The following is a 17963-nucleotide window of genomic DNA, read 5'->3' as shown; positions in this document are numbered from 1 at the left end:
CCGCTGCAGTCTAGATCATCAGGGCAAAAGTACCGGCCCAAACGATGACCATAAAAGAGAGACCCATAAAGAAGTATTTCACGACTCATCACTCCACGCGCTTATGCGACGTTCAAATGAATTAATTGTTCTGTTTTTCAAGGGCTGTCGCCGGTGAAATCTCACCCTGCGGCAGCTCGCAATTCTGTGCGTTTAGTGCTCCAGATGGCGCTAATGTACGCCTAAAAAATCAGGGAAACAAGGGGCATTTTTTTATTAATTTTTAGTTACTTACGAGTGTCGTGATTCGGCGACACATTAATTTCGCCCGGTAATAAATTTAGCGCCAGCGACGCTACCATAACGGGTTTCTCGTTAGTGAGATTAGCGGGGCTAGTCAGGCTTGGCGCGCGGTATTCAGGTTGCCACGCGCCGCCGGTTTAATGCAGATCAGAGGCGCGCTGTCGCCACTCGGCCGGGTAGTGCGCTGGGATAAAGCGCAGCGTGAGCGCCATGAGTAACAGGACACAAAGCGCATGCCAGGACCAGTCAAGGGTGTAGTTCCCGCTCAGGCTACGCAGCAGGCCGGAAAGCCAGGGCGACAGGCCGGCGATGATAAATCCGATACCTTGCATAAAGGCTACCAGCCGGCCAGCCACCGTCGGTTGTCCGGCGTGATCGAGGGCCAGCACCAGGCACAGGGGAAACGCGCCGCCCAGACCCACGCCGCAGGCGAGGGCCCAAAGCGCTGGGAAGTGCTGCGGTAGCCAGATGAAGCCGCAGAAGCCAATCAGCTGTAGCGCCAGAGCAAGCAGCAGAAGCTGGCGCCGGTCATCCTGGCGAGCCAGCGCCGGCAGCAACAGCGCGCCCGCGGTTTGCCCAACCGTCAGCAGCGCCAGCAGCGAGCCGCTGTACTGGGCGCTGTCGCCAAGCTGCATATAGTAGGGCGGCAGCCAGGCGATTAGACTGGCGTAGCCGGCGTTGATCAGTCCGAAATAGAGTCCCAGCGTCCAGGCGCGGCGCTGGCCAATAATCGCCACCCGGGGCGCGGCGCTGGTCTGATGCGGGGCGCGGGGCAGGTGCCGACAAATCGCCAGCCAGCTGAACAGGGCGAGGAGGGCGGGGAGCGCCCACCAGGCCAGCGCATCCCGCCATGCTGTGCTATGCGACGCCAGCCATGGCGTAAACGCAGCGCCTAACCCGCCACCGCCCATTAGCGCCGCTGACCATAGCCCCATCACCAGCGGCGTCCGGCGGGCGAACAAGCGCTTAATTACCGCCGGGATGGCAGCCTGGATTATGCCGATGCCAACGCCTCCGGCCAGGGCGCTGGTGAGCAGTAGGCCGCTATTCGGAGCGATTTCCCGCAGCAGGGCGCCCGCCGCGATAATCAGCAGGCTTAGCGCAATGCTACGGTTTTGACCGACGTAACGATCGACCGAACCGGCGGCCAGCGCCAGCACGCCCATCGCTATCACCGGCAGGGCGGTCAGTAGCGCGGCCAGGGTATAGCTCATCCCGCTGGCGGCGCGGATCTCCGGAAGCAAAGGGCCGATGGAGGTGAGCAGCGGTCGCATATTTATGCCGATCAGCACCAGGATCCCCAGCGTCAGATTCTGTCGCAATACGCCTTTCATGGCTGCTGTTCCGCCCACCGCTGATAAACTGCCAGCCCCTCCGGCTGCGGGCGATGATGGATCGGCAACGTCTGCTGCGCCAGCGGCTGCTGCAACTGCTGATAAATCGCGGCGGTAGATAGCTGGAAAGGCTCTCCGTCCTGATTGCTGTTGGCGAAAAACACTTCCCGCACGCCGGTTAAATAGAGGGCGCTAAGACACATCGGGCAAGGTTGTCCGCTGGCGTAGATAACGCACTCGCGCAGAACCTCGCTCCCCAGCCTGGCGGCAATATCGCGGACGGCATTCAGTTCGGCATGCGCCGTTGGGTCGCCGCTTAGATGAAAGGTATTGACGGCTTCGGCGATAACCTCGTCATGGCGCACCAGCACGGCGCCAAAGGGACGACCGCCGTGGCTGATGTTGTGGTTTGCCAGCGTTAGGGCGCGCTGGAGATAGCGATCGTGAGCGGACATAGTCACTCCTGCATAAGATGATGTTCAGGGGAAAAAAGGCAACGGGTCGGGCGTAGAGGGTACGTAACTTGTTTCATAAGTTAAAAGACTTATTTATGATTAACCCTAGTTGAATTACTTATAGGTAAGCGGATGCTCCTGCGCCATCTTTCCTACTTTATCGCCGTGGCAGAACACCGTGGCTTTACTCGCGCCGCCGCGGCGCTGCACGTCTCCCAGCCTGCGCTGTCACAGCAGATCCGCCAGCTTGAAGCCATGCTGGAGGTTCAGCTTTTCGACCGTTCTGGCCGTTATACCCGGTTAACCGATGCCGGAGAGATCTGGCTGGAGTATGCCCGCCGGGCGTTACGCGATCTTGAGGAAGGGCGGCGCGCTCTGCATGACGCTGAGGATCTGCAGCGTGGCAAACTCCGCATTGCCATGACGCCGACCTTCACCACCTATATGCTGGGACCGCTGGTGGAAAACTACTATCGACGCTACCCCGGAGTGAAATTGCTGATTCAGGAGATGAACCAGGAGCGCATGGAAACGATGTTGCTGCAGGATGAACTGGATGTCGGCATTGCCTTTGACGAAAGCCGTTCCCGGGATATTGTCGTTCATCCGCTGCTGACGGAAACCCTCGCGTTGGTGGTGAGCCGCAGTCATCCTCTGGCCAGAGAGAGCGCGCTCCGGCTGCAGGCGCTCGACGCGCAGCCGCTGATTTTACTGAGCAGCGAGTTTGCCACCCGGGAGCAGATCGATCGTTATTGCCGTCGTCATCGGCTCGAACCTGACGTGCGGATGGAGGCCAACTCTATCGGCGCCGTTCTGTCGGTCATTCGGCGCACGCCCCTTGCGACACTGCTGCCGGCGGCGATCGCCGGGCAGTTTGATGATGTAGTGGCTATTGAGCTCGAACCAGCGCTGCTGCAGCGCACGGCCTGTTTGCTACAGCGCAGGGATGCATGGCAGAGCGCCGCGGCACGCGAATTTATCGCCCTGGCGCGGGAGATTGCGCTAACGCTTGAGCAGGAAAACTGCCAGCCTCCTGCCTGAAGGCCTGCGTCGCTCGGCGGCGAGCCTGGACTAACGGTGGGTTGCGCTGCTGAAGTCGGCCTCATTGGGCAGGACTTCCTCTCTCAGCATGACTTCCTCCTTAAGCCTTTCCAGCACGTGATGAAAGAGCTGGGTCTTGTCTGGCTCAGCCATCTTCTGCAATTTCACATTAAATAAAGTATGGGACTGAATTAGATCGTGGATAAATTCCAGCAGTACCTCACTTTGCGGAAGGGAGGTTAATTCCTGATGGATATAACCGGTTTGTTGCCGTAGCGGATTTTTTGTGACATCCATCGGTCGGGCGCTAATGCTATGGGCAAATATTTTCTCAATTGCCTGACTGGTAATATAGAGCCGGTTCAATGACAGGGTGGGGTTTTCTGCCTCCTGCGGAATGAAGTGACAATATACAAACGGTTTCTCAGGCAGCATCATGCTGAGCCTGTTTTCATGATGAATATCGTCAGGCGCCTCCAGTAACGCCATTAAATTCCGGCTGTGCGGATGCCAGAGTCCTGACGCAGTGACCTTGACGTTGAACTGCGTGACGGTATTCCCGCGCAGGGTTTCCATGACGGGAATATCGCCATCAAGCCGCAGAATGCTATGGATATGAGAGTGTGGCGACAAGAAGGTCTCCACCGTCTCCGATGAATTGAGTGGATTAAATGTGCTGGTTACTTCTTTTTCCTGATGAGAAAGGACGGCGAGTTTTAATGTTCCCCGCGTCGGGTTAAGCTTCAGGCATAGATTGATCGCGCCGATATCATGCCAGTGAAGAATGTCTTCAATTTCGCAGTTTAATAATTTTTGCGCCCGGGGGAGAGAGCAATACTCCATTGGCGGTAAATTATTTAATTTCCAGATATTCCGTTCTGTTATATTCATAAGGTTTTTTGTTGCTGAAAAAATAGCGGTTAGTATTGGGCGTAATCATCTAACAGCCACGTTTTATTGCCCGGGCTCCCTGACCTGATTAATGAAAAGCATTCACGTTGAGAATATTATATCGATAAGTTGATTATTCTTATTGTTACGTCAGATATTAACTTGACTGCGTTATCCTATCATTTATTTCGCTCGAGAAAAATAGTTTGCTTAGCGCCTGAATACAACACTTTTTTGTTATTTTTTATTAATGACTCCGACGAGGGAGAACACAGCATGAGGAAAACGCGGCTCTCGAGATAAATGCCATGACGACAGGGATAACGCAAACGGACGCTCTCGGCATCCGTTTGCGGCGGCCATGCTTATCGGCTGACAGAGGGATAGCGATCCCCCGGCTGCGCGATGGCATACCAGGCCATCATCTCCGCGGTTCCCGGCTGCCCTTCGGCTGGCGCCCAGTCCATAGTGTCGATTTCAGCAAGCGGCTGATAAGCGCCTTGTTTGACTTCAAATACCATTCCTCCTGCGTCAAGTGAGAGCACCGTATGCCAGGTGCCGGGCTCCATTTCCAGGGCCGTGCAGGTTTCACCCAGCACCACCCGGTTAGTAATCACGCCATGGTCATCAAAATTTAGCACCACAAAGCGGCCTTTCAGCGACAGCAAAAGTTCAAAAGTATGTCGGTGCCGGTGCGGGCGGATATAGGTGCCGGGTTCCATAGCGATAGCCAGGCGCTGCACCGGATCGCTCAGCTCAGGGTGAAAATTGCGATGGGCACGTAAGCGCGGGGAAGTGGCTGCCGCTTCGCTCTGCTGCTGCATATCGCTAAGGGTGATCTGTTTCATACCAACGCCTGGCTCCTTTGTTGTCCAGAGAGTGTTTCATCGGCAGGGCGGCAGGTTGACGCCCAGGCCACGCGATATTGTACGCAGAAAGTGTGTTGCTGTCGGTTAATTGTCGAGGCTATCGAGTACAGGAGGACTTCTGCCAGGCAACCACACAATTCCTTCCTGCTTTTTTTGCCTGGTACAGGGCGTCGTCGGCGCGGTTAAGTAATTCAGTCTCTACCGTTTTAGGATCCTCCGTAGTGGCAAGGCCGATACTGATCGTGACGCTCTCGGGGAGTTTAACCCTGCTGCTGACGTCGCCTGGGGAGATAATAGCCTGGCGAATCCGCTCGGCGATGAGTTGCGCCTGCTGTTGGCCAACGTCAGGCAGTAATAGTGCAAATTCCTCGCCGCCTGTTCTGGCCACAATATCATCTCTTCGAACCTGATCCTGAAGAACCCAGGCTACATACTGAATAACAAGATCTCCCTGAAAGTGGCCATATTTGTCATTTATGCGTTTGAAATGATCGATGTCGCATAACAAGATAGACAATGGTTTTTGCACAGAGACCCGTTGCATTTTTTTTGTCAGCGCAAGGTAAAAATAGCGGCGGTTGTACAGCTGCGTCAGATAATCACGAATCGAGTTCTGATAGGCATTCTCATATTTATTGTTGGATAATTGATAAAGCTTAAACGCATTAAGGAAAATAATAATAATAAAGATCAGGGAGCCCAGCGTTTCGAAAAGCCTCGCTTTATACCATGTGTTTTCGCTAGCGACATCTGCGGTTGTTAAGAAAGAGAAGGTTAAGATATAAACGAAGCAGTAAAAATAGATTCCTGTCCAGAATATATTTCTGAAGCGGGTTAATGCAATCGTCGTGAAAAAGAGGAGCGTCCACATGTAAACCATTATTTTACTGGCTAAGCGAATCGTTGGTTCATACAAGTGCGTTGAGGAAAAGCCAACAATCAGGACGATAGCTAAAGTAAGGCTTATGCAGGCAAAGGTAATAATAATGTGATTATGGGAGGCCAGCAGGCGATGAGAACGAAATCTATATACTAATGCCGCGGTGATGATTTGGGTGAGTGTTAAGGCGTTGCGGTAAAAGTAATACCGCAGAAATTCCTTGTATGAGATTGAGTCGTTGAGATTGCAATAAAACAGTTTGCTGTAATTATGTAACGCAAGAATCATCATTATGGCAGAGCCAATAAAGGCACAGGCTACTGGTATGAGAAACAGACAGCGTTTATCACTTAAGTATTTTAAAGCGATAGTTATTGATATTAAAAAGTAAAATATCAGAATAATAAGGGTCATGCCGTAAAACAACAACGGCGCCGGGGTGGTTATCGTGTTAATGTAGGTTGTGGTAAAATTAATTAAGCAAAATAGCGCCAGTATAGATACTATAAAAAACAACGGTGTCCGGAGCGTTGATGAGGCTGAAGGCCTGTTCATTAGGTCATACCTGTCAGGGTAAGAAAACTATGTTGTTATGATCGTGAATATCAATATTGTGAATGACGGTGAGGAGTGAGCAGTATGCTTTTCGTGCGGTTGCTGCTGAAGATATCATTACGTTTTACAGCTCGTCTTTTCCTGTGAGTCTTTCATTTTATTTGTAAAATGAACACTGGTATTTTCCTCTTTTTAAAAAGAGGAATGGCGCAACGGGTTTTATATCTATAAATAAATCACTTTGTGCGTTAACAGGGAGGGGCATTGATGATCAGGTCGGTACTACCTTGAGTGAACTATCTACCGGAGCTGCAGAAAAACCATCAAAAATCGCCGTGGATCCGACATAAAACAGGAGGGTCATGGTGTCCCCTGCAGGAATCGAACCTGCAACTAGCCCTTAGGAGGGGCTCGTTATATCCATTTAACTAAGGGGACAAGGCGGCACGAGTATAGCGTTTTTCGCCCGCCTGAGTAAGTGCCATACCGTCTGACTGCTTAAACCCTCGCCATTCTGAGCGCTTTTTTTATGCCCGGTTGGCGTTTTTGGCTTTTCCGGCGGCCTGCGCGCGGGCTTCTGCTTTTCGCTTGTTGCTCATGTCGTTACGGATCTGCGCATGGCTCAACAGCGCGAAGATGAAGGTTCCGCCGCAGATATTTCCCGCCAGCGTCGGCAGGGCGAACGGCCAGATGAAGTCGCTCCAGGGCAGGCTTCCGTTAAATACCAGATAGAGGATCTCTACCGAGCCCACCACGATATGGGTGGTATCCGCCAGGGCGATAAGCCAGGTCATCAGAATGATCACCACGATCTTGGCGGCGCCGGCAAGGGGAAACATCCAGACCATGGTGGCGACCAGCCAGCCGGAAATAATCGCATTGGCGAACATCTCCGTCGGGCTGTTTTTCATCACATCTTCGGCAATGCTGACGAAGGCCTGGCGGGTCGGCTCATCAAAAACAGGCATATAATTGAAGGCCCACGCGGCCACCGCGGTGCCGATGAGATTGCCCGCCAGTACCACCGACCATAGCCGCATCAGCAAACCGACGTTTCCGGGGGTGGGATTGTGCATCACCGGCAGTACGGCGGTGACCGTGTTTTCCGTGAACAGCTGCTGGCGGGCCATAATCACGATAATAAAGCCGAAGGTATACCCGAGGTTCTCGAGTAAAAATCCGCCAGGGATCCCCTCCAGCTTGACGTGAAAAATCCCTTTCGCCAGCAGGGAGGCGCCCATCGACAGACCGGCCGCAATCGCCGACCACAGCAGGGCCAGCGCATCGCGCTCCATCTCTTTTTCCCCTTCCTGGCGAATATGTTCATGGATCGCCATCGCCCGAGAGGGAAGGCGATCTTCGTCAACTTCTATCTCTTCACCGCGCTGTTTTTCTTCACTTTCGACCTCGCGTTCGTCATCCGCCGGCTTTAATTTGTTATCGTCTGGTTCATCCATTTCACGGCCCTCGCTGACAATTTATCTAGTTAAAGCGTAGCGGCTTTCCCTGGCGACTGGCTGGGGATACTCTTAAATCGCAAAAATGGTTACGCCAGATTTTTATTGCTCCGCTAGAATAGGAGCCCCGCGATCTCGTTATTCCCAGGCTATGATCAAATCAACAACTTGGGTGATATAGACATCGTTCAACGTGCTGTTACAATCGCTCACATCTTTACGGGCGGAAACGTTGTCTTTCCGTCATGGATGGCAACTCGCGATAGCCATAAAAACCAGGGAGACATCTATGAATTATCGCCTGTCGGCGCTTGCGCTTGGCGCCACATTGCTGGTGGGATGTGCCAGTTCCAGCTCTGGCGATCAGCCGCAGGGGCGCTCAGACCCGTTAGAAGGGTTTAACCGCACGATGTTCAATTTCAACTTTAACGTGGTTGATCCTTACGTGCTTCGTCCCGTCGCGGTGGCATGGCGTGACTATGTTCCGCAGCCGGCGCGCAATGGCTTAAGTAACTTCACCAGCAACCTGGAAGAGCCGGCGGTGATGGTGAACTCCTTCCTGCAGGGCGACCCCTATAAAGGGATGGTCCACTTTACCCGCTTCTTCCTGAACACCATCCTCGGGATGGGGGGGCTGATCGATGTCGCCGGGATGGCTAATCCGCAGCTGCAGCGCGTTGAACCGCATCGTTTCGGCAGCACGCTTGGCCACTATGGCGTCGGCTATGGTCCGTATGTGCAACTGCCATTCTACGGCAGCTTTACCCTGCGCGACGAAGGCGGCGATATGGCCGATGGCCTCTATCCGGTGCTCTCCTGGCTGACCTGGCCGATGTCGATCGGCAAATGGGCGGTGGAAGGCATTGAAACACGCGCTCAGCTGCTGGATTCCGACGGCCTGCTGCGCCAGTCTTCCGATCCTTACATTATGGTGCGTGAAGCTTACTTCCAGCGTCATGACTTTATCGCCAACGGCGGTAAGCTGACCCCGGCGGACAATCCGAACGCCCAGGCCATTCAGGATGAACTGAAAGATATCGATTCACAGTAATCGGCAAAGAAAAAAAAGGGTGAACATGATGTTCACCCTTTTTTGTTGTGTGCCGCTTATCAGAAGCGGTAGTTGAAGTTGGCGCCGTACAGCCAGGCGGTCCCTTCGGAGCGGAAGGTATACGGGCCTTCCTTGATTTCAACATGCTGCCCGTGCATATAGGAAATCCCGACGTCAACCGACGCATCCTTGTTGAACGCGTAGGTGGTACCCGCGCTCAGCCACAGGCGATCCTGATCCGGAATGGAAATGGAGCGATTGTTGGCTGGTACCGGGCTGTCATCGAAGGCGATACCGGTGCGGAAGGTCCAGTTATCGTCATAATAATAGGTGGTCCCCAACGCAAGTCGGTAGGCGTCCTTAAAGCCTTCCTCTTTATAGAAGAGCGTCTGGCCGTTGCTGCCGGTGGCTTTCAGCTCCTGGAACTGACTCCAGCTGGTGTAGGTCAGACTGTAGTGGACCGCCCACTGCGGCGCTACGCGGTTATAACCCGACAGCTCCCACATTTCCGGCAGGTTAAGGGTCAGTGAACCGTCGGTGGTTTGGCCATTAGTACCCGCTGGCAGACCGAAGTTGCCGAGGATCTGGTTATAGGCTGCCGGCAGGCTGCTGCGGTAGTTACCGTCGAAGTCGATCTTGACCTCGGAACGGTAGGTGAAACCGTAGCGGTTATTTTTATCCAGCTCGTAGAGGATACCGGCGTTCCAGCCAAAGCCCCAGGCGTTGCCGTTAAGATGGGCGATCTGCGTGTCGGCCGGGATCTTCGCTACCTGGCCCGCCAGCGCCGGCGGCAGCGCGCCCGAGCCAGCGACAATCTGCCCCAGATCGCCAGCATAGCGCTCGATCTTCGCCTTAGCGTAGACCGCGTCAAAGCCTAAGCCGAAGCTCCAGTTGCTGTCGAGACGGTAGGCGCCGCTCAGGTTAAAGTTCGCGGTGGTCAGGTCGGTTTTCCCGCCCATGCTGCCGGCGGCATAGTCATCGTTGTATTCGGTTGCCAGGCCGTAGTTGGAGGTGATGGACGCCCCCCAACCAAACTGATCGTTAATCGGCGCGACAAAGTGGAAGTTAGGTACCCACGCCGTCGGGGCGATATTGTCCGCATTCAGGCTTTTGCCGGTGGGTGAAGTCCCGGAGACATTGACGCCCGGGTCGACAAAAACGGCGCCCGCCGACATGGTCGGACGGTCAAACATCATAATTAATGCCGGGTTACGACTGGCATTGCCTGCATCGTCTGCGATAGCCCCTTCACCGGAATAGGCCCGACCCAGCCCTGATGAAGAGAATTCGTTGAGCTGGAAGCCTGCTGACCAGGCCTGGGTGGAAACAAGTGCGACAGCCACTGCAAGGGCAGATTGGGTAAAGCGGGTTTTCTGGCTCATGCCCATAACCTCATTGAGTTATTTTTTTTTAAACTATGTTACATGCCGTAACAGAAGCGCGGAAGTGTAGGGTCTGCGGTACAACAGAGAAATCAGACCAGTGCGCTGAGTATAGGTCTGACCAGATGAGTTGCTGCAAGTTTGTTTATGAAGTTTTTCAATTGTGATAACAGAAACGCGATCCAGCTGGCAAAATTGTCGGGGGCAAGGAGAGAGAGAAAAGGTGATTTTTGTTTTAGATCATTTTTAAGTGTGATTTCTGTCACTTAACGCCGCGATGGCGATTATCGGCTGGAGGCAGACCAGGGAGCGGGCGTAAAATAGGCACATAAATTGTCTGGCACCGCAGGTGCATATCCAGAGGAAATCTACGATGAGTAAATGTAGCGCTGATGAAACCCCGGTTTGCTGCTGTATGGATGTTGGGACCATTGTCGACAACACTGACTGCACCGCCTCATACAGCCGCGTATTCGCCAACCGTGCGGAAGCAGAGCAAATGCTCGCCGCGCTGAGCGAAAAAGCCCGCAGTGTGGAATCTGAACCATGCAAGATTAATCCCGTCTTCGTCGACGTTGACGGCGGCGTACAGCTGGATATCGATTTTGTGTTTAGCTGTGAGGCCGAATCCCTGATCTTCCAGTTGGGTCTGCGTTAATCCCTCCGCTTAACGCCCCGTGAAAGGGGCGTTATCTTTTCCGTTCAATGTGTTTTGGCTCGCAATTTTTCGCTTCCCCGATTGGCTTAATGTAAAAAATTAGTTAACAATGCTATCAGGTCAGACCACTTGTTTGTCTTGGTTAACAGGGGAGAGTTATGAGTCAGGCATTACCGCTTATCACCCGTCAGGGCGATCGCATTGCCATTGTCACAGGGTTACGCACGCCGTTTGCGCGTCAGGCGACGGCATTTCATGGCATTCCCGCCGTTGATTTAGGAAAAATGGTGGTTGGCGAAATGCTGGCGCGCAGCGACATTCCTGCGCAAGCCATTGAGCAACTGGTCTTCGGTCAGGTCGTGCAGATGCCGGAGGCGCCGAATATCGCCCGGGAAATTGTGCTCGGTACCGGAATGAGCGTGCACACCGACGCTTACAGCGTCAGTCGCGCCTGCGCCACCAGCTTCCAGGCCGTGGCGAATGTCGCTGAAAGCCTGATGGCCGGCACCATCCGCGCCGGTATCGCCGGCGGTGCCGACTCCTCCTCTGTGTTGCCTATCGGCGTCAGCAAAACGCTGGCCCGCACGCTGGTAGATGCGAACAAAGCCCGCACGCTGAGCCAGAAACTGAAGCTGTTTTCCCGCCTGTGGCCGCGCGACCTGCTGCCGGTTCCCCCGGCGGTTGCTGAATATTCAACCGGCTTACGGATGGGCGATACCGCCGAGCAGATGGCGAAAAGCTGGGGGATCACCCGGGAACAACAGGATGCGCTGGCACATCGTTCACACCAGCTGGCAGCGAAAGCCTGGGAGGAGGGCAAGCTGTCCGCAGAGGTGATGACCGCCTATGCTTCTCCCTTCCGCGAACCGCTGGAGCAGGATAACAATATCCGTAAAAATTCAACCCTCGCGGATTACCAAAAGTTACGTCCGGCCTTCGACCGTAAACATGGCACCGTTACCGCCGCCAACAGCACGCCGCTGACGGATGGCGCGGCGGCGGTGATCCTGATGACCGAGTCGCGGGCCAAAGAGCTGGGTCTGACGCCGTTGGGTTATCTGCGCAGCTATGCCTTTACCGCCATCGATGTCTGGCAGGATATGCTGCTGGGGCCCGCATGGTCCACGCCGCTGGCGCTGGAGCGCGCTGGCCTGACGCTGGCTGATCTCACGCTTATCGATATGCACGAAGCTTTCGCCGCGCAGACGCTGGCCAATCTCCAGTGTCTGGCAAGCGACCGCTTTTCCCGCGAGGTGCTGGGCCGCGCGCAGGCCACCGGTGAGGTGGATGAGAGTAAATTTAACGTCCTCGGCGGCTCTATCGCCTACGGTCACCCCTTTGCCGCCACCGGCGCGCGGATGATCACCCAGACGCTGCATGAGCTGCGGCGACGGGGAGGGGGATTTGGTCTGGTGACGGCCTGCGCGGCAGGCGGTCTGGGCGCGGCGATGATTGTGGAGGCTGAATAATGGATACTGTTTCCGCTTTTAAGCTTGAGGTCCGTGCGGACAAAATCGCGGTGATCACCATTGATGCTCCGGGTGAAAAAATGAATACCCTGAAGGCCGAGTTCGGCAATCAGGTGCGGGGACTGATACGCCAGATACGCGACGATAAGTCGGTGCGCGGCGTGGTATTTATCTCCGCCAAAGCCGATAACTTTATCGCCGGCGCAGACATCAACATGATTGCCCGCTGCCGCAGCGCGCAGGAGGCGGAAGCGCTGGCGCGCCAGGGGCAGCAGATTATGGCCGAAATCCATGGCTTGTCGATTCCGGTCATTGCCGCCATCCATGGCGCCTGTCTGGGCGGCGGACTGGAGCTGGCGCTGGCCTGCCATGGCCGCATCTGTAGCGATGACGAAAAAACCCGACTCGGGTTGCCGGAGGTACAGCTTGGTCTGCTGCCGGGTTCCGGTGGGACGCAGCGTTTACCGCGGCTAATCGGCGTCAGCACGGCGCTGGATATGATGCTCACCGGCAGGCAATTACGGCCGCGCCAGGCGCTGAAGGCCGGTCTGGTGGACGAGGTGGTGCCGCAGACAATTTTACTGCAGGCGGCGGTGGAGCTGGCGCTGAAGGGACGTCCGACCAGCCGCGAGGTGCCGGTTCGCGAACGCGTGCTGGCGGGCCCCCTCGGTCGCCATCTGTTATTTCAGTACGTCGGCAAGCAAACGCAGCGCAAGACCCAGGGCAACTACCCGGCGGTGAAGCGAATTTTGCAGGTCGTCGAGAATGGTCTGGCCCACGGCTGCAGCAGCGGTTACGCCGAAGAGGCCCGCGCGTTTGGCGAACTGGCGATGACCCCGCAGTCGCAGGCGCTGCGATCGATCTTCTTTGCCAGTACCGATCTGAAAAAAGACCGTGGCGCCGAGGCGGAACCCGCTCCGCTGAGAAGCGTTGCAGTACTGGGCGGCGGCCTGATGGGCGGGGGGATCGCCTATGTGACCGCCTGTAAAGGCGGACTGCCGGTGCGAATTAAAGATATTCAGCCGAGCGGGATCAACCACGCCTTAAAGTACAGCTGGGATCTGCTGAACAAACAGGTTCGCCAGCGCCGACTGCGCCCCAGCGAGCGCGATCGTCAGCTGGCGCTGATCACAGGCACTACCGACTATCAGGGCTTTGCCCATCGCGACGTGGTGATTGAGGCGGTATTCGAAGACCTGGCGCTGAAACAGCGGATGGTCAGTGAAGTGGAGCAAAACGGCGGGCCGCAGACTATCTTTGCCTCGAATACGTCGTCGTTACCGATAGGCGATATAGCCGCCCATGCCAGCCACCCTGAGCGGGTGGTCGGCCTGCACTTTTTCAGTCCGGTGGAGAAAATGCCGCTGGTTGAGGTGATCCCGCATAAGGGAACCGATCCGCAGACCATTGCCACGGTGGTGCAACTGGCTAAACGTCAGGGGAAAACGCCGATCGTCGTGGCGGACAAAGCGGGCTTCTATGTGAACCGCATTCTCGCGCCGTATATAAATGAAGCGATGCGTCTGCTGGTGGAGGGAGAACCGGTTGAGGTGATTGATAAGGCCCTGGTGAAATTCGGTTTTCCGGTGGGACCGGTTCAACTGCTGGATGAGGTGGGTATCGATACCGGCACCAAAATTATTCCCGTACTGGAGAATGCCTTTGGAGAACGTTTTAGCCCGCCTGCAAACATCATTGACGCGATTTTGAAGGACGATCGCAAAGGTAGAAAAAATAATCGTGGTTTCTATCTTTATGAGATAAAAGGGCGTAAAAGCAAAAAACGGCCCGACCCGGCAGTCTATCCGCTGCTGGGCATCGACCGCCCGCAGTCGCGGTTGTCCGCGCAGCAGGTGGCTGAGCGCTGTGTGATGCTGATGCTTAACGAGGCGGCGCGCTGCTTTGATGAGCAGATCATCCGTAGCGCGCGCGATGGTGATATCGGCGCCGTATTTGGTATAGGGTTTCCGCCATTTCTTGGCGGCCCGTTCCGGTATATGGATACTATCGGCGCGGGTGAAGTTGCCGCGATCCTGCAGCGCCTGGCCGCCCAGTACGGCCCACGTTTTACACCCTGTGACACTTTGTTACGCATGGCCGAACAGGGGACCACCTTTTGGCCAGCGGATGAACGGCTGACCTAAGTTGTGGTCAAAGAAGGTAAATCCGGCTGCGGATGACGCTGTTGATTGGCTGTTTTGTAAACAATCATTGACTATACTTACGCCATTGAGGTAAAAAACAGCGTTTCATTCGTTGAATGGATCAGGCACAATGCCCGGCCACCGGGTTGCCTGCGTATTGTCTTCGCAGGCTAAACTTCGGTGCTTCTGGTTAACAAAAGCGGTGCAATATGCAAGTTTTTATTATGCGTCACGGCGACGCTGCCCTCGATGCAGCCAGCGACTCGGTTCGTCCATTAACCGTATGCGGTTGTGATGAGTCTCGTCAGATGGCAACCTGGCTGAAAGGTCAAAAAGTGGATATTGAGCGCGTTCTTGTCAGTCCCTATCTGCGTGCGGAACAGACGCTGGATATTGTTGGGGAGTGCATGAACCTGCCGAAACATGTCGACGTGATGCCGGAACTCACGCCGTGCGGCGATGTAGGTATGGTGAGCGCCTATCTGCAGGCGCTGGCAAATGAAGGCGTGGCGACGGCGCTGGTCGTCTCCCACCTGCCGCTGGTGGGGTACCTCGTCTCAGAGCTGTGCCCGGGGGAAACGCCCCCGATGTTCACCACCTCGGCTATCGCCTGCGTCAATCTGGACGCCGACGGCAAGGGTGAATACCTCTGGCAGAAAAGCCCCTGCAACCTCAAAATGGCCAACGCCATCTGACGGCCCCCGGAGCTCGCCGTCAAGGCAGCTCCGGTGGTTGCCACTCCTCGACCTCAATCAGAATCAGCAGTGCGGCGTCACCGCCGTACTCTTTTGGCGCCTGATGAAAAGCCATGATGTGTGGATGCTGCGCCAGCCACAGCGGGGTTTGCTGTTTGAGAATGTGCTTGCCGTGCCCGTGCATCACGCAGGCGCAAAACACATGCTCGCGGCGGCAGGCGGCAATCAGCGCGCCCAGTTCCTGTTTGGCCTGCTGCTGGGTGAGCCCATGCAAATCGAGAAACAGTTCCGGCGAATAATCCCCACGGCGCAGCTTTTTCAGCTCAAAATGGCTGACGTCGGCGCGGACATATTTCGTCGAGCCTTCGGTATTCAGTAGCGGCTGAAACTCATCGGAAAAATAGTGGCTGTTGTCGGCCTGTTCCTGCAACAGACGCTTAGGGGCAACCTCGGTGATTTTCTTGCGCTGCGGGCGGTGCACGATGGTGTCCTGTTTGATCTTCCGCGTGCCGGTCATCAGCTGACGGAACAGCGCCTGATCCTCCTCGCTAAGCGATGTCTTCTTTTTCATTGTCCGCTCTCATTAATACTTTGCGCTAGTTTACCCGACTCAATATCCCTTCGGGCAAGGAAAACCTGTTTTTTCCCCCGCCACCCCACGCAAGAATGCTGATTTATCGCCGTCTTCATGGCACACTAGCCGCCGAATTTATAGCAGAGTGTGCCCTGGAGGATGTCGTGGATAAAATTTTTGTTGATGAGGCAGTCAATGAGCTGCATACCATTCAGGACATGCTGCGCTGGGCGGTAAGCCGTTTCAGCGCTGCTAATATCTGGTACGGTCACGGGACTGACAACCCGTGGGACGAGGCGGTACAGCTGGTGCTGCCTTCGCTGTATCTGCCGCTGGATATCCCGGAAGATATGCGCACTGCGCGCCTGACCTCCAGCGAGAAACACCGCATTGTAGAGCGGGTGATTCGCCGCGTGAACGAGCGTATTCCCGTCGCCTATCTGACCAACAAAGCGTGGTTCTGCGGCCATGAGTTTTACGTTGATGAGCGGGTGCTGGTGCCGCGCTCCCCGATCGGCGAACTGATCAATAACCAGTTTGCCGGTCTAATTAACCATAAGCCGCAGCATATCCTTGATATGTGCACCGGCAGCGGCTGCATCGCCATCGCCTGCGCCTATGCCTTCCCGGAAGCCGAAGTCGACGCCGTCGATATCTCCCCGGACGCGCTGGCCGTCGCCGAGCACAACGTGGAATCCCATGGCCTGATCCATCACGTGACCCCGATCCGTTCCGACCTGTTTCGCGATCTGCCGAAGCTACAGTACGATCTGATCGTCACTAATCCGCCGTATGTCGATGAAGAGGACATGGCCGACCTGCCGGAAGAGTATGAGCATGAGCCGGTTCTGGGTCTGGCTTCCGGAAGCGATGGCCTGAAGCTGACGCGCCGCATCCTCGGCAATGCGCCGGATTATCTCAGCGACGACGGCATTCTGATTTGTGAAGTCGGTAACAGCATGGTACATCTGATGGAGCAGTATCCGGACGTGCCGTTTACCTGGCTTGAGTTTGATAACGGTGGCGACGGCGTCTTTATGCTGACCAAACAGCAGCTGATTGACGCTCGCGCGCACTTCGGTATTTATAAAGACTAAAAAAAACAACACGCCAACATAACGACAAATAATGGAGCCGTGATGGCAGGAAATACAATTGGACAACTCTTTCGCGTCACCACCTTCGGCGAGTCGCACGGCCTGGCGCTTGGCTGCATCGTTGATGGTGTGCCGCCGGGCATTCCGCTGACCGAAGCCGATCTGCAGCACGACCTCGATCGTCGTCGTCCGGGCACCTCGCGTTACACCACGCAGCGTCGCGAGCCGGATCAGGTCAAAATCCTCTCCGGCGTCTTCGAAGGCGTCACCACCGGGACCAGTATCGGGCTGCTGATTGAGAACACCGATCAGCGTTCGCAGGATTACGGCGCGATCAAAGATCTGTTCCGTCCTGGCCATGCGGATTACACCTACGAACAAAAGTATGGTCTACGCGACTATCGTGGCGGCGGCCGCTCCTCCGCCCGCGAAACCGCGATGCGCGTGGCGGCCGGGGCGATTGCCAAAAAATTCCTCGCCGCGAAGTTCGGCATCGTCATTCGCGGTTGCCTGACGCAGATGGGCGACATTCCGCTGGCCATTAAGGACTGGGAACAGGTTGAACAGAATCCCTTCTTCTGCCCGGATCCGGAGAAAATCGACGCTCTCGATGAACTGATGCGCGGTCTGAAAAAAGAGGGTGACTCCATTGGCGCCAAAGTTACCGTCGTCGCCGACGGCGTACCGCCGGGCCTTGGCGAGCCGGTCTTTGACCGCCTTGACGCCGATATCGCCCATGCGCTGATGAGCATCAACGCCGTGAAAGGCGTGGAGATTGGCGACGGTTTCGAGGTGGTGAAGCTGCGCGGCAGCGAAAACCGCGATGAGATCACCAAAGCCGGATTCCAGAGCAACCACGCCGGCGGCATTCTTGGCGGCATCAGCAGCGGTCAGCAGATCGTTGCCAACATCGCGCTGAAGCCGACCTCCAGTATTACCGTTCCCGGTCATACCATTAACCGCTTTGGCGAAGAGGTGGAGATGATCACCAAAGGGCGTCACGATCCGTGCGTCGGCATTCGCGCCGTACCGATCGCTGAGGCCATGCTGGCGATCGTTTTAATGGATCATTTTATGCGTCAGCGCGCGCAGAATGGCGACGTGACGACGACAATTCCACGCTGGTAAC

The 17963-nt window shown here is 55.5% G+C and carries 17 protein-coding genes and 1 tRNA gene; 8 read left to right on the top strand and 10 right to left on the bottom strand.

Translation table 11 applies throughout. The annotated features are described in order from the left end of the window. Positions 1-10: 10 nt before the first annotated feature. The 3 genes from ypdK to ABLU50_RS22985 all read right to left on the bottom strand — a co-directional run bounded on the left by ypdK (position 11) and on the right by ABLU50_RS22985 (position 2071). Positions 11-82, bottom strand: coding sequence for a membrane protein YpdK (gene ypdK / locus ABLU50_RS22995; RefSeq protein ID WP_099119320.1), 72 nt, complete (start codon positions 80-82; stop codon positions 11-13). A gap of 337 nt (positions 83-419) precedes the next feature. Continuing rightward, a complete protein-coding gene (locus ABLU50_RS22990) occupies positions 420-1616 on the bottom strand; it encodes a CynX/NimT family MFS transporter (RefSeq protein WP_060656173.1) in 1197 nt (398 codons plus the stop codon). Continuing rightward, complete coding sequence (locus tag ABLU50_RS22985) at positions 1613-2071, bottom strand: nucleoside deaminase (protein ID WP_049116661.1); 459 nt, start codon at positions 2069-2071, stop codon at positions 1613-1615. The genes ABLU50_RS22990 and ABLU50_RS22985 overlap by 4 nt, the downstream gene beginning before the upstream one ends. A gap of 132 nt (positions 2072-2203) precedes the next feature. On the opposite strand from ABLU50_RS22985, the gene cynR reads away from it, so the two are divergent. After that, positions 2204-3112, top strand: a complete 909-nt coding sequence (gene cynR, locus ABLU50_RS22980; protein WP_087832054.1) for a transcriptional regulator CynR — start codon at positions 2204-2206, stop codon at positions 3110-3112. Between the two features lie 30 nt (positions 3113-3142). Here the strand turns inward: cynR and ABLU50_RS22975 are convergent, their stop codons facing one another. The 5 genes from ABLU50_RS22975 to ABLU50_RS22955 form a co-directional block, all read right to left on the bottom strand. Next, positions 3143-4003 carry a hypothetical protein gene (locus tag ABLU50_RS22975; RefSeq protein ID WP_087832055.1) on the bottom strand — a complete coding sequence of 287 codons (861 nt, stop codon included), beginning with the start codon at positions 4001-4003 and terminating at the stop codon, positions 3143-3145. A gap of 365 nt (positions 4004-4368) precedes the next feature. Beyond that, positions 4369-4851 (bottom strand): WbuC family cupin fold metalloprotein, encoded by a 483-nt coding sequence (locus ABLU50_RS22970; RefSeq protein ID WP_043520206.1) that lies wholly within the window; start codon positions 4849-4851, stop codon positions 4369-4371. A 118-nt stretch (positions 4852-4969) separates the two neighbouring features. Next, positions 4970-6307 carry a sensor domain-containing diguanylate cyclase gene (locus tag ABLU50_RS22965; RefSeq protein ID WP_060656171.1) on the bottom strand — a complete coding sequence of 446 codons (1338 nt, stop codon included), beginning with the start codon at positions 6305-6307 and terminating at the stop codon, positions 4970-4972. A 363-nt stretch (positions 6308-6670) separates the two neighbouring features. Then, positions 6671-6745 (bottom strand) — tRNA-Arg (locus ABLU50_RS22960). An 89-nt stretch (positions 6746-6834) separates the two neighbouring features. Continuing rightward, on the bottom strand, positions 6835-7764 hold the full coding sequence (locus ABLU50_RS22955; RefSeq protein WP_087832056.1) for a formate/nitrite transporter family protein: 930 nt from the start codon (positions 7762-7764) through the stop codon (positions 6835-6837). A 289-nt stretch (positions 7765-8053) separates the two neighbouring features. Here ABLU50_RS22955 and mlaA point away from each other — a divergent pair, with 289 nt between their 5' ends. Further along, positions 8054-8815 carry a phospholipid-binding lipoprotein MlaA gene (gene mlaA, locus ABLU50_RS22950; RefSeq protein ID WP_004201799.1) on the top strand — a complete coding sequence of 254 codons (762 nt, stop codon included), beginning with the start codon at positions 8054-8056 and terminating at the stop codon, positions 8813-8815. Between the two features lie 59 nt (positions 8816-8874). Here mlaA and fadL read toward each other — a convergent pair whose 3' ends face one another. Next, entirely contained in the window at positions 8875-10197 is a 1323-nt protein-coding gene (gene fadL / locus ABLU50_RS22945) for a long-chain fatty acid transporter FadL (protein WP_023318794.1), read from the bottom strand. Between the two features lie 373 nt (positions 10198-10570). Here fadL and ABLU50_RS22940 point away from each other — a divergent pair, with 373 nt between their 5' ends. From ABLU50_RS22940 to sixA, 4 genes are all read left to right on the top strand, one after another. Beyond that, entirely contained in the window at positions 10571-10855 is a 285-nt protein-coding gene (locus ABLU50_RS22940; RefSeq protein WP_087832057.1) for a YfcZ/YiiS family protein, read from the top strand. A 158-nt stretch (positions 10856-11013) separates the two neighbouring features. Beyond that, positions 11014-12324 carry an acetyl-CoA C-acyltransferase FadI gene (gene fadI / locus ABLU50_RS22935; protein WP_323083891.1) on the top strand — a complete coding sequence of 437 codons (1311 nt, stop codon included), beginning with the start codon at positions 11014-11016 and terminating at the stop codon, positions 12322-12324. Continuing rightward, positions 12324-14468, top strand: coding sequence for a fatty acid oxidation complex subunit alpha FadJ (gene fadJ, locus ABLU50_RS22930; RefSeq protein WP_023318793.1), 2145 nt, complete (start codon positions 12324-12326; stop codon positions 14466-14468). The genes fadI and fadJ overlap by 1 nt, the downstream gene beginning before the upstream one ends. A 209-nt stretch (positions 14469-14677) precedes the next feature. Then, positions 14678-15163 (top strand): phosphohistidine phosphatase SixA, encoded by a 486-nt coding sequence (sixA, locus tag ABLU50_RS22925; RefSeq protein WP_004201794.1) that lies wholly within the window; start codon positions 14678-14680, stop codon positions 15161-15163. 19 nt (positions 15164-15182) lie between these two features. On the opposite strand, the gene smrB is transcribed toward sixA, so the two are convergent. Then, positions 15183-15734, bottom strand: coding sequence for an endonuclease SmrB (gene smrB, locus ABLU50_RS22920; RefSeq protein WP_004201792.1), 552 nt, complete (start codon positions 15732-15734; stop codon positions 15183-15185). A 167-nt stretch (positions 15735-15901) separates the two neighbouring features. Between smrB and prmB the strand changes: the two genes are divergently transcribed. After that, on the top strand, positions 15902-16834 hold the full coding sequence (gene prmB, locus ABLU50_RS22915; protein WP_002913346.1) for a 50S ribosomal protein L3 N(5)-glutamine methyltransferase: 933 nt from the start codon (positions 15902-15904) through the stop codon (positions 16832-16834). 42 nt (positions 16835-16876) lie between these two features. Then, entirely contained in the window at positions 16877-17962 is a 1086-nt protein-coding gene (aroC, locus tag ABLU50_RS22910) for a chorismate synthase (protein ID WP_017899506.1), read from the top strand. Position 17963 lies beyond the last annotated feature (1 nt).

The organism is Klebsiella sp. GG_Kp173 (assembly GCF_040062415.1).
In the GTDB taxonomy this organism is placed as follows: domain Bacteria; phylum Pseudomonadota; class Gammaproteobacteria; order Enterobacterales; family Enterobacteriaceae; genus Klebsiella; species Klebsiella quasipneumoniae.
Note: the sequence above shows the minus strand (reverse complement) of the source record. Positions and strands in the feature narration are given on the sequence as shown.